Genomic DNA, 24716 nt, shown 5'->3' on the forward strand with positions numbered 1-24716 from the left:
TGTGTCGGGTTGTCTTCTTCTACGCCAACCGGCCGAAACGTCATCCGATCCGATGCATCCCATTTTGAAACAAGGAAATTCAAGTCATTTTTACCCCCTCATTTGGGGGTGAACGGGATCGCGGAACGGGAGGTGCGGTCGCTCGCGAAGAGGGGGAATGGTGAACGGATGATTAACGGTATCTCCCGATTCGGCTCGGTCCGCAGGATTGCCGGGCTGGAAAACACCGCCGGCTGAACCGGCCAACAAGGGATGCCTCACCATGAAATCGCGTCTTCTGATCGCCGCATCGATCCCCGTTCTGGCGTGGACCGCCCCCGCCGCAGCGCAGACCAGCGAACCCGGCAACAGCTACACGACCACCAACACGAACAACGGCAACGCTGCCGGCGGTGATGTCGCGAGCAGCGCCTACAACACTGCCAGCACCGACAGCTCGACGAACACCAACAGCTCGACCAACGACAGCAACAACACGGCGACCAACACGCAAACCGACGCGTCGGATCGGTCGTGGACCGACAGTTCCAACCGGTCGATGACCGACAACTCGAACAATTCGCGCACGAACAACTCGGTGCATGACAGCAACAACACCGCGTCGACCACCTCGACCTGGACCGACCAGTCGAACCGCTCGACCACCGACAATTCGAACAATTCGCGCACCAACACCACCACCGACAGCAGCGGGGCGTCGGGCGCGCAGGTCGCCGCCAACAATGGCAGCAACGCCACCGACAGCCGCAATCAGTCGGTGACCAACACCGACAACGCCGACCGGTCGTACACCTACAACGACAGCGCCAACCGTTCGACGACCGACAATTCCAACCGCTCGACGACGACCGCCACCACCACGACCAACTCGTCGGCGAACGGCGCGCAGGTCGCCGCCAACAATGGCAGCAACGCCACCGACAGCCGCAACCAGTCGGTGACCAACACCGACAATGCCGACCGGTCGTACACCTATAACGACAATGCCGATCGCTCGACGGTGAACACCGACAATTCGAACCGCTCGACCACGAACACCTCGACCACCACCTCCGCCTCGGGCGCACAGGTCGCGTCGAATGGCAGCGGTTCGGCCACCGACAGCCGCGACCAGTCGAACAACTCGCGGATGACCACCACCAGCACCGACAATTCGGCGAACGGCGCACAGGTCGCGGCAAGCGGTGGCAGCACCGCCACCGACAGCCGCAACCAGTCGACCACCACCAACACGACGACCACGTCCGCCTCGGGCGCGCAGGTCGCTTCGAACGGCAGCGGCTCCGCGACCGACAGCCGCAACCAGTCCACGACCGACAATTCGGACAATTCGAATCGCTCGCGGACCAGCTCGGCCAGCGGCGCACAGGTCGCGGCAAACAACGGCGATGCCACCGACAGCCGCAATCAGTCGACCAACGACAATTCGGATCGCCGCAACACCGCCAGCAACTCGGGCCGTGGTTCGGTCGCGACCAATGGCGATGCCAGCTACGCCGACAGCTCGATGCGCAGCACCGGCATGGCGTCGGCGGGAACCGGGGCGGCCTCGACCTCGAACGTCTTCGGGGCCAGCGCGGTCGTTTCCTCGGCGACGCTCGCCAGCTACGTCACCGGCGTGCGGGTCGATTACAGCCAGGCCCCGGGTGGCGCGACCAACACGGTCAACAACAGCCTGACCACCGGCGACGGCGCGTTCCAGAACCTCGCCGGACTGCAGTCGCTCAACATGAACACCGGCGCCGGTGCATCGCAGAATTCGGCGGTGAACGTCAGCGTCGCGGCCGGCACGATCAACCTCGGCGGCGGTCAATAACACCAAAGGGGGAGGGGGAGGGGTGGCGGTGCCGCCCCTCCCTCCGTTCCCTGGTTCGATCGGGAGATCGGGACATGCGTATCCTTTTCATCGTACCGGCGCTGCTCGTCGCCGTCGTGCCGGGTCCGGCAACGGCGCAGGCTGCACCGCCCGCACCGCTGGTACCAAGCGGTCCGTTCGGCGCGGCCACGCCGGTCGACAATGCGCAGCTCGGCGCGGTCACCGGCCAGTCGGATCTGTCGCAGGTGATCCGCGCGCAGAACACCGGCACGGTCAGCGGCAACAGCGTCAACGGCCATTCGGAAACCGGGACGATCAGCTTCGACCCCAGCTCCTTTCAGAATCTCAACGGCCTGTCGTTGCTCAGCGCGAACACCGGAAACAACGTTTCCATCAATTCGTCGCTGAACGTGAACGTCGCGATCAACCGGTAACGATGCGCGATCCCTTCCGCCTCGCCCGGTGGATGCCGGCGGCGCTGCTGGCGACCGTCGGCTGTACCGCGATGCCGCTGCCCGAGGGCGGCACGGTCACCAACTTCTCGCCGACGCTCAACTTCGCGCTCCCCGTCACCAGCCTGATCGGGCGGCGGTTCGAGACGGTGGTGCGGCAGCAATATGATTTCAGCTGCGGATCGGCGGCGCTCGCGACGCTGCTGCGCTTCCATTACGACGATCCGCAGAACGAGCAGAGCGTGTTTCTCGGCATGTTCCGCGACGGCGATCAGGCGCAGATCCGGCGGCTCGGCTTCTCCTTGCTCGACATGAAACGCTATCTGGCGGCGCGCGGCATCGCTGCCGACGGTTTCAAGGTCAGCATCGCGCAGATCGCAACGGCGCGCGTGCCCGGCATCGCGCTGATCGATTTCGATGGCTATCGCCACTTCGTCGTCGTCAAGGGGATCGACGATCAGACGCTATTGCTCGGCGACCCGTCACTGGGATTGCGGCGCGAGACGATCGGGCGGTTCGCCCGACAGTGGAACGGCGTGTTCTTCGTCATCGGCGGACGCGACGCGGTCGGGCAATCGCATTTCAACATGCCGGTCGATCTGGCGCGCGCCCCCCACGGACGTCCGTTCCTGTCCGCCGACCCGCTGGAAAGCGCGCAGCTCGCGCTCACCCGCCCGCGTCTGGGAGAGTTCTGACATGTCGATCGCGTTGCTGATCGCCGCCGCACTGGCCGCCGCTCCCGACGCGCCCGCCGACGCCGCCCCGGTAGCGGTTCCCGACCGTGAGCTGGCGACGATGCGCGGCGGCCTGATGCTCCCCAACGGGTTGAACGTCGCGATCGGCATCGACATCCAGACGCGCATCGACGGCGTGCTGGCGCTGCACACGATCTTCTCCAGCGAGGCGCCGGGCGTGCGCGTCTTCACCGACGGCCGGACCAGCCCCGGCGAGGTGCCCGGCACCGTCGCCGTGGCGACCGGCGATCCGGCCTGGCCGACCGTCTCGGTCTCGCGGACGCCGACCGGCACCACCGTCACGGCGCCCGCGGCGGGTACGCCTGCCAGCGTCAACATCGTCTCCGGGCCGACCACAAGCTGGCTGGACGCGTCGGGGCAGACGCCGGTGCCGGTGGTCGCGAACGGCCCGGCGGTCGCCGCCAGCTCGGGGAGTATCCGGCTGACCAGCGACGAGCGTGGCAGCCAGGTGCAACTGGTGACGCCGGCCACCGAGATCCGCCATCTGGTCGGGCAGGCGACCGGCGCGGTGATCGCGAATACCGCCAACGACCGCGTCATCGACACCGTCAGCACCGTCAACGTCAATCTGGTCGGGCTGCCCGCCGGGCTGAGCAACGGCGTGCTGCTGGCCAACCGGATCGCGACCGAAGCGGCGGGGCCGCGCTGAGCGAATGGGAAAAGGGGATAATCATCGATGCGACCTGCGGCCTCCAGCGCGTTTCTCTCTCTCGGCCTGATCGCCACGCCGGTCGCGGCGCAGCAGCCGATGTCGCCCGCGACCGCAGCGGTGCCGGCCGCCGTGGACGACGGCGACGAGCTGCGGCGCACGCTCGCCGCCGAGCGGCAGGTGCTGGACCGCCAGCAGCGGGCGCTCGACGAACAGCGCGCGCGGATCGACCGGCTCGAGGCCCGGCTGTCCGGGCGCGGCGAGGGGGGGACGCAGGTCGCGCAGACCGCACTGCCGCCGGGCGGCGTGCCGCTCCCGGCATCGCCGCCCCCGGCACCGCCGCCCGGCGGCACACAGGTGCAGACCGTCGGCGAGGCGCCGTCCGACCAGCGGCAGGTGCAGGTCGCGGTGTTGTCCGAACAGGGCGGGATCATCACCAAGGCGGGGCGCGCCACCGTCGAGGTCAATTTCGAATATGCACGCGCCGACCGCAACCAGGTCGTGTTTCGCGGGGTGCAGATCCCGGAGGCGGTGCTGATCGGCGTCTTCGACATCAACGAGAGCCGGCAGGACGTGCTGACCGTCGGCACGGTCGGGCGGCTCGGCCTGACCAGCCGGCTCGAGATCAACGGGCGGCTGCCGTTCGTGTATCGCTCCGACAAGTCGGTGCTCGCGCCGGTCGCCAATCCCGCCGAACCCAACGCCGGGCAGCTCGACCGTCCGGTCAGCGGCGCGAACATCGGCGATGTCGATTTCGGGCTGCGCTTTCAGTTCACCGACGGCAACAATGGCGCGCCGTATCTGATCGCAGGCCTGCAGGCGGTGGCACCGACCGGCACCGATCCGTTCCGCGTGCGGCGGGATGCGCTTGGAAACGCCCTCAAGGGCGCGACCGGCGCGGGCTTCTGGGCCGTAACGCCGAACCTGACCGCGATCCTGCCGAGTGATCCGGCGGTGTTGTTCGCGACCCTGGGCTATACGTACAACTTCGCCCGCACCATCAACCGTCAGATTGGTGCCGCTTTCATCGAACGTGTGGCGCCGGGCAGCCAGCCCTCGGCGAGCGCCGGCATCGCGATCGCGCTCAATCCGCGTACCTCGATCAGCTTCGGCTATGCCCAGACCTGGGCATTGGGTACCAAAACGCGCGTTCGTGCGCTCAATCAGACCACGCAGGAACTCGGTGACGCGATGACTGCCGAAAGCCGCGACCTCCAGATCGGCCGGTTGCTGTTCGGCGTCAGCTACCGCACCTCGCCGACGACGACGCTCAACTGGAACGTCGAGGTCGGGGCCACCGACGATGCCGCCGACGTCCGTACGACATTGCGCATCCCGTTCACCTTCAACGCCTATTGAATCACTCCGCGCATTGACGTCGCGTGATCCGGGGCCATCTTCACCCGCTGTGACCATCTCCCGGATCGAGGCGCGCCGGATCGTCCTGGCGGCGCAAGGCTTTGGCCGCGCGCGCCCGGCGCTCGTATCGGCGCAGCACCTGCGCAGCACCGTCGATCGGCTCAACCTCTTCCAGATCGACAGCGTCAACGTGCTCACAAGAGCGCATTACCTGCCCGCCTTCGCCCGGCTCGGCGGCTATGATAGGGCGCTGCTGGAGCAAGCGGCGTGGGGGCCGAAGCGGCAGCGCCGCCTGTTCGAATATTGGGCGCACGAGGCGTCGCTGCTGCCGCTCGACCTGCACCCGCTGCTGCGCTGGCGCATGGCACAGGCAGCACGCGGCGAGGCCGGTTATCAAACGCTGCGCCGCTTTGCGCTGGAACGCCGGGCCGAGGCGGACGCCGTGCTCGAACGGATTGTCGCCGAAGGTCCGCTGGCAGCCGCCGATTTCGATCGAGGCGCGAGCCGAAGCGGCTGGTGGGAGTGGAGCGCGGTCAAGCACGCGCTCGAATGGCTGTTCTGGTCGGGGCGGATCACGACGGCGACCCGGCAGGGCAGCTTCGCACGCCGTTACGACCTGACCGAGCGGGTAATTCCGTCCGCGGTGCTCGCGCTCCCGACGCCATCGGCGGAGGAGGCGCAGCGCGCGCTCGTCGCGCGCGGCGCGCGTGCGCTGGGCCTCGCCACGGCGAGCGATCTGCGCGACTATTTTCGGCTGAAGCCCGCCGAAGCGGATCACGCGATCGCAACGCTGGCCGAGGAGGGCGTGCTCGTTCCGGTCCGGGTGGCGGGCTGGAGCCAGACGGCGTGGCTGCACCGCGATGCGACGGTGCCCCGCCGGGTGCGCGGCGCGGCGTTGCTGGCACCGTTCGATCCGTTGATCTGGGAGCGGGCGCGGACCGAGCGCCTGTTCGGCTTCCACTATCGCATCGAGATCTATGTGCCGCAGGCGCGCCGCACGTACGGTTATTATGTGCTGCCGTTCCTGATGGACGATGCGCTGGTCGCCCGCGTCGACCTGAAGAGCGATCGGCAGGCAAGGCAGCTGCTCGCGCACCGCGTCACGCTGGAACCGGGAGCGCCGCCGGAGACGCTGGACCGGCTGCGGCGCGCGCTGGACGAGATGGCGGCGTGGCTCGATCTGGACGCGGTGCGGATCGGCGCGGTGGTGCAGCGCGCGTGAGCGTCGCCACAAGTCGGGTGCGTTCGACGCTGCCTGTCGCGGCGCGTTTTGCTACCAGCGCGGTGATGGCGTCCCGGCAACCCTCGCGCAGCTCCCGAAACCGCACGGCGCAGCGTGACGCGGCCGCCGAGCGCTGGCTGTTGCTGCTCTTCGTCGTGGCCGTGCTCGCGATCGCGGTCGGCCTGCTGGACAGCCGCTCCTTCGCGCCACGATCGAAGCGCGTCGCACCGCTGACGATGGCGGAGGCGCGCCGCGCCAACGCCGCGGTGCCGATCGTCGCCCGCGCCCGCGTCAGCGCGGCGCCGTACCGCTTCCGCGGCGGCCCCGCCGAGCGCGCGCAGGCGGTCGACTGCCTCGCGACGGCCGCGCTCTACGAAGTGGGGGACGATCCGCGTGGGCAGCGCGCAGTCATCCAGGTCATCCTCAACCGCGCGCGGGCGCCCGGCTTTCCCCGGACGATCTGCGGGGTGGTCTACCAGGGATTTCAGCGGTCGACCGGCTGCCAGTTCTCGTTCACCTGCGACGGTTCGATCCGGCGGCGCACCCGGCATGTCGGCTGGGCGGCGGCGCGCGGGGTGGCCCGGCGCGCGCTGGCCGGGCGCGTCTTCGCCGATGTCGGTCGTGCGACCCATTACCATGCCGACTGGATGGTGCCTTACTGGCGCGATACGATGACCAAGGTGGCAAAGGTCGACACCCATCTCTTCTACGTGCGCCGCTGAGCGCCTCCGCCTCGCCTGTACGGTTCGCGCCGGATGCCGTCATCGATATGAGCAGAACGACGGTTACGTTCGGCGGCCGCTGCGGTTAAGCCGCCGTATGGAACAACAGGCTCTCGTTATCGCGCTGATCGGCGCCCTGGGGATCGGCGCGCAATGGGTGGCGTGGCGGACGGGATGGCCCGCCATCGCGCTGATGCTGGCCGCGGGCGTCGTCGCCGGCCCGATCGCCGGGTTGATCGTCCCCGAGCGGACCTTTGGTACCCTGCTCGAGCCGATGATCTCCGTCGCGGTCGCGCTGATCCTCTTCGAGGGCGGGCTGAGCCTAAACTTCCGGGAGTTGCGCAAGACCGAGGGTGCGGTGACGCGGCTGATGATGATCGGTATCCCGCTCGGCTGGTCGCTCGGCGCGCTCGCCTGCTATTATGTCGCCGGGCTGGTCTGGCCGGTCGCGATCCTGTTTGCCGGCATCCTCGTCGTGACCGGACCGACCGTCGTCATCCCGCTGCTGCGACAGAGCAATATCGGGCCGCGTCCCCGCGCGATCCTGAAGTGGGAAGCGATCGTCAACGATCCGTTCGGCGCGCTGTGTGCCGTCATCACCTACGAATATCTGCGACGGGTCGATGACGGCGGCACGTTGTTGTCGGTGGTCGCCGCGCTGCTCGGCGCGGCGGTGGTGTCCGGGCTGATCGGCTATGCCATGGCGCGCGCGATCGCCTGGGCGTTCCCGCGCGGGCATGTGCCGGAATATCTGAAAGCGCCGGTGCTGCTGGTCGCCGTGATCGGGACCTTCGTCCTGTCGAACCTGATCCAGCAGGAAACCGGGCTGCTCGCGGTGACGGTGATGGGGGTGGCGGTCGCCAACATGCGGCTCGATTCGCTGCGCGACATCCATCCGTTCAAGGAGAATGTGACGGTCCTGCTGATCTCCGGCGTGTTCGTCCTGCTGTCGGCGTCGCTCGACTTCGCGGCGCTCCGCCTGTTCGAGTGGCGCTTTGCGGCCTTCCTCTTCGCCTTGCTGTTCCTCGTCCGTCCGGCGACGGTGCTGATCGCGCTGGCGTTCAGCAAGATCCCATGGAACGAGCGGCTGCTGATCGCGTGGATCGCGCCGCGCGGGGTCGTCGCGGTCGCGGTGTCGGGCCTGTTCGCGTTGCGCCTCAACCAGCTCGGCTATGGCAACGGCGATATTCTGGTCACGTTGTCGTTCGCGGTCGTGGTCGCGACGATCGTCGCGCATGGCTTCAGCATCCGCCACGTCGCGCGCTGGCTGAAGGTGACGGGCGCGGCCCAGAAGGGCCTGCTGATCGTCGGCAGCACGTCGTGGAGCGTCTCGCTGGCGCGGCAGCTCCAGTCCCTGGGCTTGCCGGTGATGATCGCGGATACCAGCTGGCAGCGGCTGTCCGCCGCGCGGCAGGCGGGGATCGAGACCTATCACGGCGAGATCCTGGCGGAGACGACCGATGACCGGCTCGATTTCACGCAATTTCAGGTGCTGGCGGCGACGACCGAGAACGAGGCGTACAATGCGCTGGTCTGCAGCGAGTTCGCGCACGAAATCGGCCGCGACTCCGTTTACCAGCTGGGGGGCAGCGGCGATGACGAGGATCGGCGCAGCCTGCCCGAGGCGCTGCGCGGGCGGGCGATGTTCACTGCCGGCCACGGGGTGGAAGACATTCTCCGGCGCGAGACCGCCGGCTGGGCCTTTCGCAAGACGCGGATCAGCGAGCACTTCAATTTCGAGGATGCCCGCTCGCTCCTCCCGGACGAGGCCGACATGCTGTTCGTCCTGCGCAAGGACGGTCGCATCCGCTTCTTCACCCATGCCGCGCGACCGACGCCGCAAAGCGGCGATATCGTGGTCTCTTACGGACCCTCGCGGCATGGTGATCCGGACGCCAATCGAACCTTCCAGACCGCAGGGGGTGTTGCATGACGAACGTGCAGTGGAACAGCCGGACGAGGCTCCTGGCCGCGACCGCCGCCTTATGCCTTGGCGTGGCCGCGTGCCAGCCGGGTGGCGATGCGGTCGCAAACGACGCGGCGCAGGCGCCCGCCGATCCGGGTGCCGCCGTCAACGCCGCCCTTCCCGGTAACGACCGGGGGATGGCGATGCGGGAGGATGCGACGAAATCGATCATCCGCCCGGATATCGAGCCGTCACCTACGCCGACGCCGGCTGCCGAGCCGGTGCAGCTGACCATCCCCTTCCCTGCGAAGGGCGTCGCGCCGGATGCGGCGGGTATGACGCTGCTCGACGGACTGGCGGCCGATCCGGTCGTGGCGCTGGGCGGCCCGATCACGATCTGGGGCCATAGCGACTCCCGCGGCTCGGATGCGGCCAATCTGGTCGCGTCGCGCCGCCGTGCCGAGGCGGCGCGCGACTATCTCGTCCAGAAAGGGGTGGCGGCGGACCGGATGACCGTCGTCGCGCTCGGCGAGGCTCGGTCGATCGCGCCGAACCGCCAGCTCGACGGCTCCGACGATCCGGAGGGCCGGGCGAAGAACAGGCGCGTCGAGATCAAGGTCGACCTGCCCGGGAAGGTGCCGGCAACGGAGACGCCTCCACGCTGAGCCGTCGTGACCGTGCGATGTTGCAGCGTCCGTATCATCGTCAAGCGATCCGGCGGCAATCATCAACGCTGCGCGCGCGTGCCGGCGACCTGTTGGCTAACCTTGGTCAGGAGCAATCTTTCGTTACCAAGTCCGGCAAAATGCGTTGATGACCTAGATAGAAAATCGAGGTTGCCCGTTGATGCCGTTGCCTGCCGATCGTCTCCCCGTTCTCGATGCCAGTCGCGCACTAAAGATGGCCCGTTCTGCTCATGCCTATGTCCGCGGCAACACTGCGAAATTCTACGAGTGGCTTGCCGGTTCGTCCGTCGCGGCCCGGGTTCCCGACGGGCCGGCAGTCTGGATATGCGGCGACTGTCATCTCGGCAATCTCGGCCCGATCGCCAATGGCGACGGGCGGGTCGAGATCCAGATCCGCGACCTCGACCAGGCCGTCATCGGCAATCCCGCGCACGACCTGATCCGGCTGGGTCTGTCGCTCGCCACCGCCGCGCGTGGCTCGGACCTGCCGGGCGTCACGACCGCGCGGATGATCGAGGAGATGGTCGAGGGCTATGCGGCGGCGATCCATGATCCGACCAGCGGCGATCCGGGCGTCGAACCGGAGGTCGTGCGTAGCATCAAGCGGGAGGCGCTGGGGCGGCGGTGGCGTCATCTCGCCAGGGAACGTCTCGACGCGGTCGAACCGCGTATCCGGCTGGGGAAGAAGTTCTGGGCATTGGCCGACGAGGAGCGGGCGGCGCTGACGGCGTTGTTCGAGGACCCGCAGGTCGCCCACATGGTGCTGTCGCTGAAAGGCAAACCCGCCGACCGCGAGGTACGGCTGGTCGATGCCGCTTATTGGATGAAGGGGTGCAGTTCGCTCGGGCTGTTGCGATACGCCGCCATCGTCGCCCTGAAGACGAGCAAGGGCCGATGGTCCTACGCGCTGATCGATCTGAAGGAAGCTGTCGACCCGATCGCCCCAACCGGCGCGACGGCGGAGATGCCGGCCGACAATGGCGAGCGCGTCGTGGCGGCCGCGCGCGCGCTGTCACCGCATCTGGGCACGCGGATGATGGCAGTCCGCCTGCTCGATCGCTCGCTCTTCATCCGGGAGCTGGCGCCGCAGGACCTGAAAATCGAGATCGACCAGTTCAATCATGCGCAGGCCGTGCGCTCGGCGCGCTATCTCGCCTTCGTGGTCGGCAGGGCACATGCCCGGCAGATGGACGCAGCGACGCGCGGCGCATGGATCGACGTCCTCGATGCGGACCGGCGGGGCGCGATCGATGCGCCGTCATGGTTGTGGGAAAGCGTCGTGGCGCTCGCGGGTCAGCACGAAACCGGGTACCTCGAACATTGTCGCCGTTACGCACTCGCCGCCTGACCGGGCCGCATCAAGGAAGAGAGAATTCGATGAGCGACGTTCCTCTGGTCGACGTCAACACCGCCTCCGCGGAAGAGCTGGACGCCGTCCCCGGTCTCAAAGGGCACGGGTTCGAGATTGTCCGCTATCGTGGCGAACGCGGGCGCTTCACCGATCTGCGCCAGCTTGATGAGGTGCCCGGTCTCGCCGGCAAAGCGGATGATGGTCGCGCTGCGCTGACCGTCGGGGAAGCGTGACGACGCGACCGGCCGTCGGTGTTGCGGTGGCAGGAAATTAACCACGACGACGTATGCAGGGCGGGCCTCGTCAGGTCGGAGCGCTTGTATGATCGTCCTCGCCGGTTACGCTATCGGATCGTTGTTCACCCTGGCCGCGGTCGCCAACATCTGCCGTGCGCTGCAGCCACGCCGCGTCCTGGCGCGGGTGCGCGTGCGCTAGTCGATCGGCGTTTGCGCGGATGATATCGTTCACACCTCGATCGCGACGAAGATCGCGCCGGTGCGCGGCTTGTCGTCGGCGGTGTCGAACGCCTCGTTGATCCGGTCGAGCGGGACGCGGTGCGTGATCAGTTCCTGCGTCTTCAGCACGCCGCGCGCGATCAGGTCGAGCACCTCGGCCTCCTCGGGGCGGATGTCGTGCAACGCGAAGCTGGCGCTGGGGAGCAGCCGGATCTCCGACATCTGAATGCGCTGCCATTCCAATGGGATCGCGATCTCGCCCTCGTCAAAGCCGCCGACGATCACGACGGTCCCGCCGCGCCGCGCCATTTTCGTCGCCTGCGGCAGCGTGGTCGGCATCGCCGCGCCCCCGACGCACTCGAAAACCACGTCCGCGCCCTGACCGCGCGCGAAGGCCTGCACCGCCGCGACCGGATCGCCGTCGCCCGCGTCGATCACCGCGTCCGCGCCGAGGCGTCGTGCAATGTCCAGCGAATGCGCGACCTTGTCGACGACGATCACCGCCGCGCCTGCCGCCTTGGCGAGCATCAACTGCCCGAGCCCGATCGGCCCGGCGCCGATCACCGCCACGCGGTCGCCGATCGTCACGCCGGACAGATGATGCGCGTGCAGGCATACCGAGTAAGTGTCGACCAGCGCCGCATCGTCGAAGCCGACGTGATCGGGGAGGTGGTAGAATTTGTGCTGGGGGCCGACGACATATTCCGCATAGGCGCGCGAGACGCTCTTGGTGCGCGTGGGGTACAGATCCGGGCAGAGATTATAGCGGCGTGCGCGGCACCAGTCGCACTTTCCGCAGCCCAGCACCGTCTCCACCACCACCCGGTCACCAACGGTGAACTGTTTTACCGCATCGCCGACCGCGACGATCTCGCCGGCGAGTTCGTGGCCCACGACATGGCAGGCGAGATGCGGATCGGGCTTCTTCCAGTGGCGCAGATCGGTGCCGCAGATCCCGGCAACCCGCACGCGCATCCGCACCCAGTCGTCGGCGGGCAGTTCCGGCGTCTCGATCTCCGCCAGTTCGAACCGGCCGTCTTCGGTCTTCAAGGCTGCGCGCATGTCACGCTCCGTTGTCGTCGATCAGCAGAAAGGCCGCGCCGGGCACGTCGAGCCGCTGGCGTACATATCCGTCCTTCGCGGCGAGCACCGTCACGCCGCCGTGCTCCTCATGCGCGACGAGCAGGTCGTCGCCGACCGGGAGGATGAAACGCGGTGATGCGCCGCCGCTGGCGACATGGCGCAGCAGGCGCGGCTGCGCAGGGTCGTCGAGCGCGAAGGTGGCGATGCTGTCGTGGCCGCGGTTGCTGACGTACAGTCGTCCGGCCGCCGCATCGAGCACGATCTCGCCACCGAGGCTGTCGCGGCCGGCGTCGGCCGGCAGCGTCGAGACGATTTCCGTCGCGCGCCATTGTGGATCGCCGGTGTCGAGGACGGTCAGCGTCGAGGCCAGCTCGCTGACGAGATAGGCGAGCGGCGCGGCGGGATGGCGCGCGAGGTGGCGCGGCCCCGATCCGGGCGGGGCGGCATAGAGCGCGCGGTCGCCGGTCATGATCCGGTCGGCGCCGAGATCGACGTGAATCACCGTGCCGTCGGGTGCGAAGCCGACCCAATGTGCGTGCGGGCCTGCCTGCCGGTCCGCGTCGGGGCCGCGTCCCGCTCCGCTCCACGTCTCCGCGCCCTGCGGCAGGCCGTCGGCGCCGAGCGCGAGCCGCGTGACGCTGCCGCTGCCGTAATTGGCGACGGCCAGGTTGCGGTGGTCGGGCGAGAGCGCGAGATGACACGGCGCGCTGCCGCCGGAGGGAACCGCCGCGATCCTCGTCCAGTCATCGCCCCGATAGACCGCGACTTCGTTGGCGACCTCGTCGACCGCAAAGCGCAGGCCGTGACGATCCGATGCCACGATCCACGATGCGTTGCGGACATGCGACAGCGGCGCGCCCGGCGTCCAGCGCCCGTCCGCCGCACGCGTGATCGGGAGCAGCCCCGCTCCGCCGCTCGCCGCATAGGTGCCGACCAGCACGCGCGTCATGGCAATTCCTGAAGCCGTGGCTCGATCCGCAACGAGACGATGTCGACGCGCGCCGGCCGGTCGAGCAGGAACGCGATCGCCTCCGCGACATCCTCGGCGCGCAGCATCTCGTCGCGCGCGATCTGCTGGTCTTGTTCGTCCGGCGAGGCTGCCTGCATGTCGCTGCCGGTGGTGCCCGGTTCGACCACGCCGACGCGGATGCCGCGCGGTGCGACCTCCTTGCGGAGCGTCTCGACGAAGGCGCGTATGCCGGCCTTGGTCGCGGAATAGACGCTCTCGCCCGGCGCATGGATCGAGGCGCTGATCGAGCCGACCATCACGATCTGTCCGCCGTCCTTGAGCCGCGCCAGCGCGCCGCGTGCCGCCGCCATCGCCCCCGTCAGGTTGACCGCGACGACGTAGCGCCAGTCGGCGTCAGGCATTTCGTCGATCGGCTCGGCACCGAGCGCGGCGTTCGACACCAGAGCGTCGAGCCCGCCGAGCTGCGCGTCGGCCGCGGCGAACAGCGTCTCGATACCCTCGGGCGTGCCGAGGTCGGCGCTGACCCCGTGCACCTCGCCGGGAAGAGCGGCGAAGCCGTCGAGCGCTTCCTTGAGCGCATCGGGGTCGCGCCCGACCGTGACGATCCGTGCGCCCTGACCGGCGAGCAGCGCGATGGTGGCGCGGCCGATGCCGGTGGTGCCGCCGGTGACGATGATCCGCTTGCCCTTCATCTCATTCGCTCCATTGCAGGATCAGGCGGCCGCTGGCGGGCACGCGGAAGTCGAGGCGATCCTTGTCGGCGTGATGCGGGCGCAGCCGGTCACCGTGCGCGCTGGTCAGCGTCGCCTCCGGCAACCGCCTGCGCTTGAGCCGCACCAGCGACAGATCGGCGTGGCACGTCTCGCCGCCGTCGAGCACCAGCGTCAGCGCGCGCTCGCCGGTGCGCTCGATCGCACGGACGAACAGGTTGCAGAACAGCCGGAAGGGCGCGTCCTCGACATGGTGGAAGGCCCGCGACGCAAAGACCATCGCCGCGCCGGCGCCATAGATTTCCTGCCCGACCTGTCCGGCCTGCTGTCCGTCGCCGTACAGGTCCTCGAGCGGGAACGAGAGTTTGGGATTGATGACGCCGCTTTGATGCGGCGGCCCGGCGATTGCCTCGGCCGGCAGCGCGTCGGGATAATAATACCACGCCCGGTCGAGCGCATATCTGCAATATTAGCCGATCAGCATCCGCGCGGCGGGCTCCAGATCGGGGCCGCTGTCGGAGAGATACGCCTCGAATGCGGTGAAGCTGTCGAAACATTCGTAGATCGCCATATACGGTGCGTCATGCAGACAGGTCGCGCCGAGGAAGGTGCGATAATGTTGCGCGTGGCCGATCTCCGATTCCCACAATTCGCAATTGTGGAAGAAGCTGGCGAGATAGACGTAGCTTTGCCCGCGATACCGTTCCTCGTTCGTGATCCGCCACAGCCGCAGACACGCCGCCGCACCCCATGCGGTCAGGTTCGCCTGATATTCGAGGTTGAAGCGCATCCCGACCGCGGCATCGATCGCGGCGCGCGCCTCGTGCAGATAGGTCTGGTCGTCGGTCAGCTGATAGCAGAACAGCATCAATTGCGCGTAGATGCCGCCGACGTCGGTCTGCCCGAAGCGATCGTCGTTGCGCGCCTGCGTCTTCACCGAGAAGTCGCGGATATCGTACATGATCGGCCACGCATAATGGAAATGCCGCGCCGCACGGATGCCATAGTCGATCGACCTGAACAGCAGGTCACGGCACGTTTCGTCGCCGTCCAGCGCCATTCGCGCCATGTTGAGCAGCGGATGATAGAGATACCAGCTGTCGATCGCATCGGCATCCTTGTCGTCGCCGACATTGGGCAGATACCGCCGCACAACCTTCAGCTCGTCATCGTAGAAGCGCGCCAGCCCGCGTCGCAATTCCGCTTCGAGCGGCAGCGGCTCGCCGCGCCAGCGCCCGTAATCGTGGAGTGCGGCGAGCACCGACATCTGCACCATCACGTCGGGATATTCGCCGTCCGGGTAGGGCATGACATAGGTATGGCCATAATGGCGGACGGTGGCCTGTGGCGCGTTTTCGAGATCGGCGATCGTCCGGTCGGCGCGGTCGATCCAGTCGCGATAGTCGACGCGCGGCAGCGGCAGTGCCTGATACGCGAGCCCGAGCATCTGGAGGAACTGCCGCGCCATCTCCAGCTCATTGTCGGCGGCGCCGTCGCGGAACACGATGATCGGGTTGCTGAGCATCACCGGCTCGCCCGCGGGCAGCGGATGCGTCGGCGGCGTGCCGCTTTGCGGCGGGGTGGGGAGCAGATAGCCCAGCTCCGGCCATTCGCCGCCGACCGCGGCGTCGGGCACGGTATGCGTGGCGCGGTAATAGTCGTTCAATCGCGTCAGGTTCTGGAGATACAGCACGCTTCCGAACGCCGGATCGTCGCAGCGGAAGTAGATCAGCCCGCCGTTCACGCCGCGCTGCGCCGCCTCGACGGTGCCGTTGGCGCCGGTCGGATCGTCGTCGGCGTCGAGCACGTACAGGTCGCGCGGGTGGAAGGGGATCAGCAACGGCGCGGCCGGGATCAGCCACACCGCCAGTTGCATCCGGTGCAGGTCCGCCTCGCTGGTGCGCAGCGCGATGACGTGGCGGCCGATCGTTCCCTCGACATCCAGCCGCAGCGCCTCGCCGGGTTCGGCGGGGACCTTGCGGATCGTCATGTCCCCGTCGGGCACAAAGGCGGCCCGCACGGCGAGGCCGCCTTTGCCGGGGCGTCGCACCAGCACCCAGATCGAATCCCCGCTGCGACAGACCTCGACGGTCAGATCGCCGAGCCGGAGACGCTCGATCCGCTTCATCCCGCCGTTCTGCAACTCGCCGCGCAACGCCAGCACATAGGCGCTGACACCCGGGATGCTCTCGGCCAGTTTCACGCTCTCCGTCGTCCGTGTCGCCACCGCGCTTACTCCGCCGCCGCTGCGCGCCGTCGCAGCGACATGATGGTCAGCACATCGGTGCCAGCTTTCATCGCCGGAATGGTGACGCCGGCCCCTGCCGCCAGTTTCGCGGTACCAAGTCGCGCGCCACTGCCGGCTTCCCGAATGACAATGACTTGGCGGTCGAGCGGCTTCAACGCTGCCTCCATTACTATGATCCTTACCTGAATTACTGATCTGCCAGCGGTTCGTTGTTTATCGGTATGCCGCTAAACGAAGCAGCCTATTCTGTGTTCACCCCGGGACGACAGAATCTGCTTTATTTGTGTGCCGGGCGAGTGTCGTTGCGACAAGGCCTGGTTGCGGGTCTGCACGATCCAGATCGCGTCGGTTGCTATCGGCGCGGCGACGCTCGTGTCCTCGCATCATGGATCGCCGGCATATTGCTGCAGCAGCATGTTTTCGATCAGGCCTGAGCAAGCAGAGAAAGTCTTGATCGCGATCAAGGCGCCTATCCTTTGTTGTTACGATCATGATTTCAGACGTGTGATAATGACGAACGTCACGGACAGGGTAGATGCGATGGAACGCAAACTGGCAGGTTGCGTCGTCCTTGTGGTAGAGGATGAATACTTTATCGCCGCCGATACGGCCGAGGCGCTGAGGGACGCCGGTGCCATCGTCCTCGGGCCCGTCCCGAGTGCCGACGATGCGATGCGGATGATCGAGGAGTTCAAGCCCTCCCATGCCGTTCTGGATCTGAATCTGGACGGGTCCGGTGCCCGCTTCGATATCGTTCGCGAGCTGAAAGGCCAGCAGGTTCAAAGCATCATCCTGACCGGCTATGACCCGTCGATCGTACCGCGCGACCTTGCGGACACGCCGTGCCTGCAGAAGCCCGTGATCTATAATGAGGTGATCGAGGCCGTTGCCGTTCAGCCGGGGCGTTTTCCAGATCCCGGGGCATGGGGGCGGGGCACCGAAGGGCCGGCGGACTGAACCGGTAATCCGCCTGCGCATCACGCTCCCGGAAGCGGGATACCGCAATGGTCGGTGACGACGCGGACATCGCGCCGCGCTGGCCCGATGACGACATCGCGATGACGGCGGATCGCAGCGTCGCGGTGACGCTGCCGCCGGTGCCGCTGCCCGGCCTTTCCATCCCGCCCCGTGGCGTTGTAGTCGTGCTGGAAACGTCGCGCGGCCGTCGGCGCCGCGCATGGTGGAGAGGAATGGCATGACGTTCAGCAAGGTGATCATCGGTCCGGCGCTCGCCGTCATGGCGTCCGTCCTCGCGACCGGCGCGCAGGCGGCCGACGAGCCGCTTGCCGCCACGGGCCGGTGGAGCGCCTATACCGCCGGACGCGCCGCCACGCCGCCGATGGGGTGGAGCAGCTGGAACGCGTTCGCGACCGATATCGACGAGGACAAGATCCTGGGGGCGGCACGCGCGCTGGTCCGTGACGGGCTGGCGGCCAAGGGCTATCGCTACGTCAACATCGACGATGGCTGGGCGCTGCAGCGCCGCGTGCGCGACGGGGCGCTCATCATCCGGCCGGGCCGCTTTCCGATCACGCAACGCCCCGGCGGCGACGCTTCCTTCCGTCCGCTGACCGACCAGCTGCACGGCATGGGGCTCAAGGCCGGCATCTACTCCGATCTCGGCCGCAACACCTGTTCACAGGCCTATTCGTCCGACGACACCGACCTGCCCAGGGGATCGGTGCCGGAACGCGAGATCGGCCTTTACGGGCATATCGATCAGGACATCGCGCTGTTCTTCGCCACCTGGGGCTTCGACTTCATCAAGGTCGATGGCTGCGGGCTGCGCGCCTATGGCGCCGATGCCGCGAAGGTCAGATCCGGCCAGTATCGCGCGCTGCCGCCGATCCTGAACATGGATTTCGTCAATCGCTCGGACATCCCCGCCGTGCAGGCGCTGTTCGGTCAGATCAACGCCGCATTGGTCCGCGAGAACCCCGATGGCGACTATCTGCTGTCGCTGTGCATCTGGGGCGCGGCCGACGTCCGGTCGTGGGGGAAGAACGTCGGCAACATTTCGCGCACCAGCGACGATATCAATCCGACCTGGGGCCGGATGCTGACCAATTTCGACAGCGCGGCGAAGCGGGCGTTCTACGCCCATCCGGGATCGTGGAACGACCCTGACATGCTGTTCATCGGCAAAGGCGACTTCGACACCGAACATCTGACCGAGGCGCGCTCGCACATGTCGATGTGGGCGATGATCAACGCGCCGCTGATGATCGGCATGGATCTGCGGCAGGCACCGAAACCGCTGCTCGACGTGTTCGGGAATGCGCAGGTGATCGCGCTCGATCAGGATGCCGGCGGCCATCAGGCGGTGGTCGCCTTTGACAGCGACGACGTGCAGATCTTCGTCAAGACGCTCGCCGGCGGCGAGAAGGCGGTGGCGATCTTCAACCGCACCGCGGCGGCGCTGAACGTCGACCTGACCGCTGCGCAGATGAAGTTCCGTGACGATGCCGACGTGAACCTCGTCGACCTGTGGAACGGCGGCACGCGCCGCCTTCGCAAGGGGTCAACCTTCAGGATCGCTGGCCACCAGACGCTGCTGTTCCGGGCGACGGGCAAGCGCGTCCTGACCGACGGGCTTTATCTGTCCGAGCAGCCCGGCAACGTCAATCCGGCGGTCGACGGCGTGGCCGAGCCGACGCCCGACCCGATGATCCACCGCTCGGCGACCGGCTGGCAAGGTACGAGGGGCAGCGGCGAGGGACCGATCTACGCCGGCTGGGGCGGCGTGCAGGCCGATCGCGCGCCCTACGGCGAGGCGCTCGCGATCAACGGCGTGCGCTTCGACACGGGCGTGGGCGTTCTGGCGAACTCCCGGCTCGAGGTGCGCAATCAGGGGTATCGCCGCTTTCGGGCGATAGTCGGCGTCAACGACTCGGCGCGCGATACCAGACGCGCGGCGACGTTCGCGGTCTATGGCGACGGCAAGTTGCTGGCGTCGCGCCGGGCGATGACATGGGGCGACGCGGGGCAGGAGATCACCGCGGACGTGACCGGTGTCAGGATCATCGAACTCGTCACGCGTAGTGACGGCGCCGGCGGGGTCCCGCTGCCGACCACCTGGGCCGAGGCGGCGCTGCTGCGACGATAGGCCGCCGCGCCGCCGGCGCGGTCCGGGCGGGGCCGGTCAGTCGATCGTCACGCCTTTCCAGAAGGCGATGCGGCCGCGGATCTGCTCCGCTTCGGGCTTGGGATCCGGATAATACCACGCCGCGTCGGGGTTGATCGCGTCGCCGACGCAGAGGCCGTAATAATGCGCGGTGCCCTTCCACGGGCAGATCGTCGTCGTGCCGCTCGGCTTCAGCACCGCCGCGTCGACCGCCTCGGCCGGGAAATAGTGGTTCCCTTCCACGATGACGGTCTCGTCACTGCGGGCGATCACCGCCCCGTTCCACCGCGCTTCGACCATTGCACATCTCCATCGAGGTCCGAAGGTCGTGGCGGCGGTCGCGCCCGTCAAGGGCGCAGGTTGGACCGGGGCGGCAGTGCGCGTCCACCGGCCGCCGGATCGAAGCCCGCAAACAAATGTTCCGGTAATGTTCTTGCGAATCAAGCGGCAATCGGCGTAGCCTGCCGCATCGCCGACCGACGGCGCATCGACATGGAAGGAGCCTGGCATGGAGCACGACCTCCTGCTGCGTGCGGCGGCGCGCGCGATCTACGACGCCTGTTATCCCAGCGATGACTGGTCGCCGACCGGCTTTGACGAGGCGGAGCGCTGCACCACCGTGCATTACCGCCAGGCGGTCGACGCCGCGCTCCAGGCGCGGGCGGTGCTGCTGGTCCGCGGCGAGCAACTGCCGCTGCCGGCGCTCGCCTGATCCGCGAATGTGGTCGGTCAGCCCAAGACGCTCTACGACGTCCGGAAAGTTCATGGCGCGATCAGCCTCACCTGCGACGCCTGCGCGACGATCAAGGTCCACGACCTCGAGGAATTGATCCGCGAGCGCAGCTTCCAGCGCCGGTCGCTGGACTGGGGCGTGTTCCTGCACGACGTGTGGTGCTGGAACTGCGCGCCGGAGCGGACCGGAATCAAGGTCGGCATCATCCCGTTTGGCGGCACCGATCGCGAATTGCGCGCGCGCCGCGCCGACACATTGGTCATCAACCTGGCGCTGACGGTGCTGAAGGACGCCGCATGTCGCGCGAACCAGCAGGATGTCGCGACGCCCGCCGTTCGGCTGGCGCTGCGCGTGTTGCGACCCTTCCTCGCCGAGCGGACGCTGCTGGTGCGGTTCTGGGACGAGGCGAACGGTGCGAAGAGGAACCCGGCGCACGAGACGCACTTCGCGCACGGCTGGATCGTCGCGGCGCTGGTCAAGCGCGGCCATTCGGTCTGGGCCGAGTTCCGATAAGCGCAGGCGCCGCACCGTCGCTTCGTGCCCCCCGAAGGTGCGCCAGCGTTCCCCGCGGCATAGATGTCTGAAAATTAATGTACGTCACATTTGCGATGATGGTAAGCCATTGTTCTAGTCCATTTTTGGATTTGGAAAGATCATGGCAACCAACGCAAATGAAAATTCCGTGACGTTGACGGACGCGCAGGCAAATCCTGCCACTGCTAACTCATTAAGTGAGCATGAAACGGCCGTTACAACATTGGCAATGCTGGTCGCCAGCTTGCGGTCGGAGATCGAAACGCTTCGACAGACGGCGGAGCCGGCGGCGCAAACCCCGCCGTGGCTGCGCCGCCATTCGAAGAACGGGATCGCCGGCTTTCGAAAGGGCTGACGTGACGTTATCGAACACCGGGGAGATCATGTACCTGGCTTTTGCCGCCCTGATCTGCCTTGCGGTGGTCAAGCTGAGCCTGAACGTCAAAAAGCTTTACGACGACGCTCTTCTCGATTCCAACCGATATCGTCTGTCGGGTGATCGACTCGACGTCGTCAATACTTGCGAAGACGGCTGAGGCGCCGGCGGAAACGTCCAGATCTGCCCGGGCAGGCTGCTGTTTCGATCGAGGCGGAAATGCCCTCCGCCTTGATACTGTGATCAGTATCGGCATCCACCAGATCGTTGCCAGCACCCTTGCTCCCGCATGATGACGCTTTCGCGGAGCGACCCGTTGCCCCGCCACAACGATGTATCATGCTAATCTAAAGTAGAGCGATCGGGCTCATTGCCTGAGATCAAGGTCTTCTTTCCGGAACCATCAATCTGCGAAGTGTTTGACCCGTTGCTGTCAATCATTACGCAGCCGGGTTCTCCGGAAAGGGCAAACGCACATGCTGGCGATGAATTATCGCGGACCGTATCGCGTTCGGCTCGAAGAAAAGCCGATGCCCGCGCTGCTGCATCCGGAAGACGCGATCGTCCGCGTCACCCGGTCCTGCATCTGCGGATCGGACCTTCACCTGTATCACGGCATGGTTCCCGACACGCGGGTCGGCATGACCTTCGGGCATGAGTTCTGCGGGATCGTCGAGGAGGTCGGACCGGAGGTCCACCATCTGAAGGTGAGCGATCACGTCCTGGTGCCGTTCAATATCGCCTGCGGCAAGTGTCACTTCTGCCAGCAGGGGCTGTTCGGCAATTGTCATGAGTCCAATGCGCAGGCGACCGCGGTCGGCGGCATCTTCGGCTATTCGCACACCGCCGGCGGCTATGATGGCGGGCAGGCGCAATATGTTCGCGTTCCCTATGCCGATGTCGGCCCGATGGTCATCCCCGACTGGATGGACCCGGATGACGCCGTGCTGCTCACCGACGTCGTGCCGACCGGCTATCAGGCCGCAGAGATGGGCGGTATCCAGAAGGGCGACACCGTGGTGGTGTTCGGGGCCGGCCCGGTCGGGCTGATGGCGGCGCGGTCGGCGTGGCTGTTCGGGGCGGGTCGCGTGATCGTGATCGATCACCTCGACTACCGGCTGGAATTCGCCCGCACCTTCGGACCGGCCGAGGTCTACAATTTCCGGGAGATCGACGACGTCGTCGTCTTCCTCAAGAAGCAGACGGACTCGCTGGGGGCCGATGTCTGCATCGACGCGGTCGGCGGCGACGCCGCGGGAAACGCGCTCCAGACGCTGCTCGGCACCAAATTCAAGCTCGAGGCCGGCAATGCGATCGCGCTGCACTGGGCGATCAACTCGGTGAAGAAGGGCGGGATCGTCTCGATCGTCGGCGTTTATGGCCCGACCGGCAACATCATTCCGATCGGAAACGTCGTGAACAAGGGCATCACCATGCGCGCCAATCAGGCGTCGGTGAAGCGCCTGCTGCCACGGCTGATCGAGCATATCCGGGTCGGCCACATCGATCCGAAAGCGATGATCACGCACCGCGTGCCGCTCGCCGATGTCGCGGATGCGTACCATTTGTTCTCCGCGAAGCTGGATGGCTGCATCAAGCCCGTCCTGCTGCCGAACGGCGCGTGAAAGGAGCACGATGATGAGCAAGGCCTTGATCGATCCGGCCACGGTGCCCGGCTGGGGGGTCGACGCCGACCCGCAAAACGATCCGACGTACCCGATCCGCCATATTGAGGATCAGAAGACGCGTGGTCTGGCGTGGAGCCGGCCCGCGCTTCAGCGGCCCGATGTCGAGATCCTCCGTTCGATCGAGCACAACCGCTTGCCGGCGGTGGTCGGCACGTCGACGCCGCCGAGCGGACTCAGCGGAATGCTGCGCCGCTACGCCTTCCGCCGCAGCGAGTCCGACTGGTGGCATTGGTTGTTGTTGATGGGGGCGGACCGCATCAACGTGGTGGAAGGCGTGCTCGACGACCTGCGCGAGGGAGCCGTCCCGAACATCCCCGCGGAGATGGGGCTGCGCGCCGAGTGGAAGCACAATCGTGCGGGATTGCTCGCCAGGATCGGCGCGGTCGCCGCGGCATCGCTGGGGGCGGTTCTGATCGTCCGTGCCAGAAGGACCGCCGCGCCCGACGTCAGCCCGGCGCCGGAGCGTCGCTCGATAACGGGCGATGTCGGTGAGACGGCGTTGACGGAGAACCTCCGAACGTCGGGGCATGACCGCGCAGGGCATACGCAACCCGGATGATGGTGGGGCAGCGTGGAAACGCCGCATGTGCCAGTGTCACGTGCGCCGCGCCCCGATCAACGCCCGCAGCGCAGGCGTGACGCGGCGGTCGGGATAAGAGCGGCGGCACCCCGGATAGCCTGGACGCCGCGCGCCAAGGACCTGAACAGGCTGCCGGTCCGCGATCCCGTCCGCAACATCGTGTTCCATCACGTACCCAGCCTGGCGCCGGCGCGCACCGTCGCTCACCAGCCAGCGATCGGGACGGACCCCGATCGTCGTTCGCGGTCGACGGTCGGACGCGCAGCCGCGTCGCTAGAGCAGGGCCTCGCGGCGGGTCGCGGCGCTTCGGGCGCCCGCATCCAGTACGTCCATGACGGCGAGCGCTTCGCGGGGCGGCACCGGGTTCGGCCCCTCTCCACGGATCGCCGCCGCAAGCGCCGACCAGAACAGGCGATAATCGCCGTTCCTGTTCGGAATGCGGGTGGGGGCCTTGCCGAGGTCCGCCGGTGTCAGCAGCCCGTCCACCGGATCGTGGCCCCACGCGTCGCCTTCCGGTTTGCGGCCCGCCACCGTTGCCGCCTCCTGCGGATCGATGCCGTATTTGATCCAGCTGCCGCCCGTGCCGTGGACGGCGAAGCGCAGGTCATGCGCCGCAACCAGCTTGCTGGAATGAACCGTCACCCGCTTGTCGGCATATCGCAGCGTCGCCTGGAAATAGTCCGGGCCCTGTGCGCCCGCGCGCAGCGTGGCAATGTCGGCGCTGATCGCGAGCGGCCGTCCGAACAGCACCAGCACCTGATCGACGAGATGTGGACCCAGATCGATCCACGATCCGCCCGGACGTGCCTCTTTCCAGGTGTCGGCCGGAGCGGGTCGCCAGCGATCGAAGCGGCTTTCCATCGTTGCCACGGCACCAAGGCGGCCATCGGCAAGCAGCGCCTGAAGGGTGCGAAAATCGGCGTCCCATCGGCGATTGTGGAACACGGTCAGCAAGCGACCGGAGCGTTCGCTGGCCTCCACCAGCCGGCGAGCATCGTCGACGGATGTCGCGAACGGCTTGTCGACGAGGACGTGCTTGTCCGCCGCGAGTGCCGCGAGCGCGTGCGCGACATGCAGCGCATCGGGGCTGGATACGATCACCAGGTCGATGGCGGGGTCGGCAAGGAGCGTGCTCACCTCCGGGACGACCCGTACCTCCGGAAAATCGGCATGAACCTTCGCAGGATCACGGGAGACGATGCCACGCAGCGTCAGCGCGGGCGACGCCGCGACATACGGGGCGTGAAAGGCCCGCCCGCCGAGGCCATAGCCGATCAGCCCAACTCCGATCATCCGG

28 protein-coding genes are annotated in these 24716 nt (G+C 67.2%); 20 read left to right on the forward strand and 8 right to left on the reverse strand.

All coding sequences use genetic code 11. The features are described 5' to 3' along the window. Nucleotides 1-262 precede the first annotated feature (262 nt). From BACI71_RS17880 to BACI71_RS06930, 11 genes are all read left to right on the forward strand, one after another. A complete protein-coding gene (locus tag BACI71_RS17880; protein WP_236552866.1) occupies nucleotides 263-1816 on the forward strand; it encodes a beta strand repeat-containing protein in 1554 nt (517 codons plus the stop codon). A 74-nt stretch (nucleotides 1817-1890) separates the two neighbouring features. Further along, entirely contained in the window at nucleotides 1891-2250 is a 360-nt protein-coding gene (locus BACI71_RS06885) for a hypothetical protein (protein ID WP_159756752.1), read from the forward strand. A 2-nt stretch (nucleotides 2251-2252) separates the two neighbouring features. Then, nucleotides 2253-2963 carry a C39 family peptidase gene (locus BACI71_RS06890; protein WP_236552867.1) on the forward strand — a complete coding sequence of 237 codons (711 nt, stop codon included), beginning with the start codon at nucleotides 2253-2255 and terminating at the stop codon, nucleotides 2961-2963. A gap of 1 nt (nucleotide 2964) precedes the next feature. Further along, nucleotides 2965-3672 (forward strand): hypothetical protein, encoded by a 708-nt coding sequence (locus BACI71_RS06895; protein WP_159756755.1) that lies wholly within the window; start codon nucleotides 2965-2967, stop codon nucleotides 3670-3672. Between the two features lie 27 nt (nucleotides 3673-3699). Further along, nucleotides 3700-5031, forward strand: a complete 1332-nt coding sequence (locus tag BACI71_RS06900; RefSeq protein ID WP_159756757.1) for a hypothetical protein — start codon at nucleotides 3700-3702, stop codon at nucleotides 5029-5031. A gap of 49 nt (nucleotides 5032-5080) precedes the next feature. Continuing rightward, nucleotides 5081-6253, forward strand: a complete 1173-nt coding sequence (locus BACI71_RS06905) for a winged helix-turn-helix domain-containing protein (protein ID WP_236552868.1) — start codon at nucleotides 5081-5083, stop codon at nucleotides 6251-6253. 65 nt (nucleotides 6254-6318) lie between these two features. Next, complete coding sequence (locus BACI71_RS06910; protein ID WP_236552869.1) at nucleotides 6319-6975, forward strand: cell wall hydrolase; 657 nt, start codon at nucleotides 6319-6321, stop codon at nucleotides 6973-6975. A 97-nt stretch (nucleotides 6976-7072) separates the two neighbouring features. Further along, the gene (locus tag BACI71_RS06915; RefSeq protein WP_159756765.1) at nucleotides 7073-8908 is read left to right on the forward strand and encodes a cation:proton antiporter; all 1836 of its coding nucleotides are present in this window, start codon (nucleotides 7073-7075) and stop codon (nucleotides 8906-8908) included. Beyond that, the gene (locus BACI71_RS06920; protein WP_159756768.1) at nucleotides 8905-9546 is read left to right on the forward strand and encodes an OmpA family protein; all 642 of its coding nucleotides are present in this window, start codon (nucleotides 8905-8907) and stop codon (nucleotides 9544-9546) included. The genes BACI71_RS06915 and BACI71_RS06920 overlap by 4 nt, the downstream gene beginning before the upstream one ends. 181 nt (nucleotides 9547-9727) lie before the next feature. Beyond that, complete coding sequence (locus tag BACI71_RS06925) at nucleotides 9728-10915, forward strand: DUF2252 family protein (RefSeq protein ID WP_159756771.1); 1188 nt, start codon at nucleotides 9728-9730, stop codon at nucleotides 10913-10915. A gap of 29 nt (nucleotides 10916-10944) precedes the next feature. Beyond that, complete coding sequence (locus BACI71_RS06930) at nucleotides 10945-11151, forward strand: helix-hairpin-helix domain-containing protein (RefSeq protein ID WP_236552871.1); 207 nt, start codon at nucleotides 10945-10947, stop codon at nucleotides 11149-11151. A 231-nt stretch (nucleotides 11152-11382) separates the two neighbouring features. On the opposite strand, the gene BACI71_RS06935 is transcribed toward BACI71_RS06930, so the two are convergent. The 6 genes from BACI71_RS06935 to BACI71_RS06955 all read right to left on the reverse strand — a co-directional run bounded on the left by BACI71_RS06935 (nucleotide 11383) and on the right by BACI71_RS06955 (nucleotide 16539). Continuing rightward, nucleotides 11383-12435 (reverse strand): zinc-dependent alcohol dehydrogenase, encoded by a 1053-nt coding sequence (locus BACI71_RS06935; RefSeq protein ID WP_159756774.1) that lies wholly within the window; start codon nucleotides 12433-12435, stop codon nucleotides 11383-11385. A gap of 1 nt (nucleotide 12436) precedes the next feature. Then, a complete protein-coding gene (locus BACI71_RS06940; RefSeq protein WP_159756777.1) occupies nucleotides 12437-13405 on the reverse strand; it encodes a lactonase family protein in 969 nt (322 codons plus the stop codon). After that, complete coding sequence (locus BACI71_RS06945; RefSeq protein ID WP_159756780.1) at nucleotides 13402-14118, reverse strand: SDR family oxidoreductase; 717 nt, start codon at nucleotides 14116-14118, stop codon at nucleotides 13402-13404. Before BACI71_RS06945 ends, BACI71_RS06940 begins: the two co-directional genes overlap by 4 nt. A 1-nt stretch (nucleotide 14119) precedes the next feature. Beyond that, on the reverse strand, nucleotides 14120-14416 hold the full coding sequence (locus tag BACI71_RS17885; RefSeq protein ID WP_236552872.1) for a hypothetical protein: 297 nt from the start codon (nucleotides 14414-14416) through the stop codon (nucleotides 14120-14122). Nucleotides 14417-14605: 189 nt separating this feature from the next. Continuing rightward, a complete protein-coding gene (locus tag BACI71_RS06950; RefSeq protein ID WP_236552873.1) occupies nucleotides 14606-16363 on the reverse strand; it encodes a hypothetical protein in 1758 nt (585 codons plus the stop codon). A 5-nt stretch (nucleotides 16364-16368) separates the two neighbouring features. After that, nucleotides 16369-16539, reverse strand: coding sequence for a hypothetical protein (locus BACI71_RS06955; protein WP_159756783.1), 171 nt, complete (start codon nucleotides 16537-16539; stop codon nucleotides 16369-16371). A gap of 355 nt (nucleotides 16540-16894) precedes the next feature. On the opposite strand from BACI71_RS06955, the gene BACI71_RS06960 reads away from it, so the two are divergent. From BACI71_RS06960 to BACI71_RS06970, 3 genes are read left to right on the forward strand one after another with little or no spacing between them, the layout of a single operon-like run. Then, nucleotides 16895-17341 carry a response regulator gene (locus BACI71_RS06960; RefSeq protein WP_159756786.1) on the forward strand — a complete coding sequence of 149 codons (447 nt, stop codon included), beginning with the start codon at nucleotides 16895-16897 and terminating at the stop codon, nucleotides 17339-17341. Nucleotides 17342-17388: 47 nt separating this feature from the next. Continuing rightward, nucleotides 17389-17583: a hypothetical protein gene (locus BACI71_RS06965; protein WP_159756789.1), complete on the forward strand. Its 195-nt coding sequence runs from the start codon at nucleotides 17389-17391 to the stop codon at nucleotides 17581-17583. Next, nucleotides 17580-19490: an NPCBM/NEW2 domain-containing protein gene (locus BACI71_RS06970; RefSeq protein ID WP_159756792.1), complete on the forward strand. Its 1911-nt coding sequence runs from the start codon at nucleotides 17580-17582 to the stop codon at nucleotides 19488-19490. The genes BACI71_RS06965 and BACI71_RS06970 overlap by 4 nt, the downstream gene beginning before the upstream one ends. A 36-nt stretch (nucleotides 19491-19526) precedes the next feature. Here the strand turns inward: BACI71_RS06970 and BACI71_RS06975 are convergent, their stop codons facing one another. Beyond that, nucleotides 19527-19808, reverse strand: coding sequence for a DUF427 domain-containing protein (locus BACI71_RS06975; protein ID WP_159756795.1), 282 nt, complete (start codon nucleotides 19806-19808; stop codon nucleotides 19527-19529). 208 nt (nucleotides 19809-20016) lie between these two features. Here BACI71_RS06975 and BACI71_RS06980 point away from each other — a divergent pair, with 208 nt between their 5' ends. The 6 genes from BACI71_RS06980 to BACI71_RS07005 all read left to right on the forward strand — a co-directional run bounded on the left by BACI71_RS06980 (nucleotide 20017) and on the right by BACI71_RS07005 (nucleotide 23398). Next, nucleotides 20017-20220: a hypothetical protein gene (locus BACI71_RS06980; RefSeq protein ID WP_159756798.1), complete on the forward strand. Its 204-nt coding sequence runs from the start codon at nucleotides 20017-20019 to the stop codon at nucleotides 20218-20220. 9 nt (nucleotides 20221-20229) lie between these two features. Beyond that, a complete protein-coding gene (locus BACI71_RS06985; protein WP_159756801.1) occupies nucleotides 20230-20754 on the forward strand; it encodes a hypothetical protein in 525 nt (174 codons plus the stop codon). 142 nt (nucleotides 20755-20896) lie between these two features. Further along, entirely contained in the window at nucleotides 20897-21130 is a 234-nt protein-coding gene (locus tag BACI71_RS06990) for a hypothetical protein (RefSeq protein WP_159756804.1), read from the forward strand. 1 nt (nucleotide 21131) lies between these two features. Further along, entirely contained in the window at nucleotides 21132-21311 is a 180-nt protein-coding gene (locus BACI71_RS06995; protein WP_159756807.1) for a hypothetical protein, read from the forward strand. Nucleotides 21312-21627: 316 nt separating this feature from the next. Further along, the gene (locus BACI71_RS07000) at nucleotides 21628-22776 is read left to right on the forward strand and encodes a zinc-dependent alcohol dehydrogenase (RefSeq protein ID WP_159756810.1); all 1149 of its coding nucleotides are present in this window, start codon (nucleotides 21628-21630) and stop codon (nucleotides 22774-22776) included. 13 nt (nucleotides 22777-22789) lie between these two features. Beyond that, complete coding sequence (locus BACI71_RS07005; protein ID WP_201297321.1) at nucleotides 22790-23398, forward strand: hypothetical protein; 609 nt, start codon at nucleotides 22790-22792, stop codon at nucleotides 23396-23398. Nucleotides 23399-23692: 294 nt separating this feature from the next. Here the strand turns inward: BACI71_RS07005 and BACI71_RS07010 are convergent, their stop codons facing one another. Beyond that, on the reverse strand, nucleotides 23693-24712 hold the full coding sequence (locus tag BACI71_RS07010) for an oxidoreductase (RefSeq protein ID WP_159756813.1): 1020 nt from the start codon (nucleotides 24710-24712) through the stop codon (nucleotides 23693-23695). Nucleotides 24713-24716: the final 4 nt, after the last annotated feature.

The sequence above is a fragment of the Sphingomonas sp. 8AM genome (assembly GCF_902506455.1).
Lineage (GTDB): Bacteria > Pseudomonadota > Alphaproteobacteria > Sphingomonadales > Sphingomonadaceae > Sphingomonas.

What these genes read in the sequence shown, in the direction of transcription:
- BACI71_RS17880 (WP_236552866.1), top strand. Translation starts at nt 263, where the DNA reads ATGAAATCGCGTCTTCTGATCGCCGCATCGATCCCCGTTCTGGCGTGG.
- BACI71_RS06885 (WP_159756752.1), top strand. Translation starts at nt 1,891, where the DNA reads ATGCGTATCCTTTTCATCGTACCGGCGCTGCTCGTCGCCGTCGTGCCG.
- BACI71_RS06890 (WP_236552867.1), top strand. Translation starts at nt 2,253, where the DNA reads ATGCGCGATCCCTTCCGCCTCGCCCGGTGGATGCCGGCGGCGCTGCTG.
- BACI71_RS06895 (WP_159756755.1), top strand. Translation starts at nt 2,965, where the DNA reads ATGTCGATCGCGTTGCTGATCGCCGCCGCACTGGCCGCCGCTCCCGAC.
- BACI71_RS06900 (WP_159756757.1), top strand. Translation starts at nt 3,700, where the DNA reads ATGCGACCTGCGGCCTCCAGCGCGTTTCTCTCTCTCGGCCTGATCGCC.
- BACI71_RS06910 (WP_236552869.1), top strand. Translation starts at nt 6,319, where the DNA reads ATGGCGTCCCGGCAACCCTCGCGCAGCTCCCGAAACCGCACGGCGCAG.
- BACI71_RS06915 (WP_159756765.1), top strand. Translation starts at nt 7,073, where the DNA reads ATGGAACAACAGGCTCTCGTTATCGCGCTGATCGGCGCCCTGGGGATC.
- BACI71_RS06920 (WP_159756768.1), top strand. Translation starts at nt 8,905, where the DNA reads ATGACGAACGTGCAGTGGAACAGCCGGACGAGGCTCCTGGCCGCGACC.
- BACI71_RS06925 (WP_159756771.1), top strand. Translation starts at nt 9,728, where the DNA reads ATGCCGTTGCCTGCCGATCGTCTCCCCGTTCTCGATGCCAGTCGCGCA.
- BACI71_RS06930 (WP_236552871.1), top strand. Translation starts at nt 10,945, where the DNA reads ATGAGCGACGTTCCTCTGGTCGACGTCAACACCGCCTCCGCGGAAGAG.
- BACI71_RS06935 (WP_159756774.1), bottom strand. Translation starts at nt 12,435, where the DNA reads ATGCGCGCAGCCTTGAAGACCGAAGACGGCCGGTTCGAACTGGCGGAG.
- BACI71_RS06940 (WP_159756777.1), bottom strand. Translation starts at nt 13,405, where the DNA reads ATGACGCGCGTGCTGGTCGGCACCTATGCGGCGAGCGGCGGAGCGGGG.
- BACI71_RS06945 (WP_159756780.1), bottom strand. Translation starts at nt 14,118, where the DNA reads ATGAAGGGCAAGCGGATCATCGTCACCGGCGGCACCACCGGCATCGGC.
- BACI71_RS17885 (WP_236552872.1), bottom strand. Translation starts at nt 14,416, where the DNA reads ATGGTCTTTGCGTCGCGGGCCTTCCACCATGTCGAGGACGCGCCCTTC.
- BACI71_RS06960 (WP_159756786.1), top strand. Translation starts at nt 16,895, where the DNA reads ATGACGAACGTCACGGACAGGGTAGATGCGATGGAACGCAAACTGGCA.
- BACI71_RS06965 (WP_159756789.1), top strand. Translation starts at nt 17,389, where the DNA reads ATGGTCGGTGACGACGCGGACATCGCGCCGCGCTGGCCCGATGACGAC.
- BACI71_RS06970 (WP_159756792.1), top strand. Translation starts at nt 17,580, where the DNA reads ATGACGTTCAGCAAGGTGATCATCGGTCCGGCGCTCGCCGTCATGGCG.
- BACI71_RS06975 (WP_159756795.1), bottom strand. Translation starts at nt 19,808, where the DNA reads ATGGTCGAAGCGCGGTGGAACGGGGCGGTGATCGCCCGCAGTGACGAG.
- BACI71_RS06980 (WP_159756798.1), top strand. Translation starts at nt 20,017, where the DNA reads ATGGAGCACGACCTCCTGCTGCGTGCGGCGGCGCGCGCGATCTACGAC.
- BACI71_RS06990 (WP_159756804.1), top strand. Translation starts at nt 20,897, where the DNA reads ATGGCAACCAACGCAAATGAAAATTCCGTGACGTTGACGGACGCGCAG.
- BACI71_RS07000 (WP_159756810.1), top strand. Translation starts at nt 21,628, where the DNA reads ATGCTGGCGATGAATTATCGCGGACCGTATCGCGTTCGGCTCGAAGAA.
- BACI71_RS07005 (WP_201297321.1), top strand. Translation starts at nt 22,790, where the DNA reads ATGAGCAAGGCCTTGATCGATCCGGCCACGGTGCCCGGCTGGGGGGTC.
- BACI71_RS07010 (WP_159756813.1), bottom strand. Translation starts at nt 24,712, where the DNA reads ATGATCGGAGTTGGGCTGATCGGCTATGGCCTCGGCGGGCGGGCCTTT.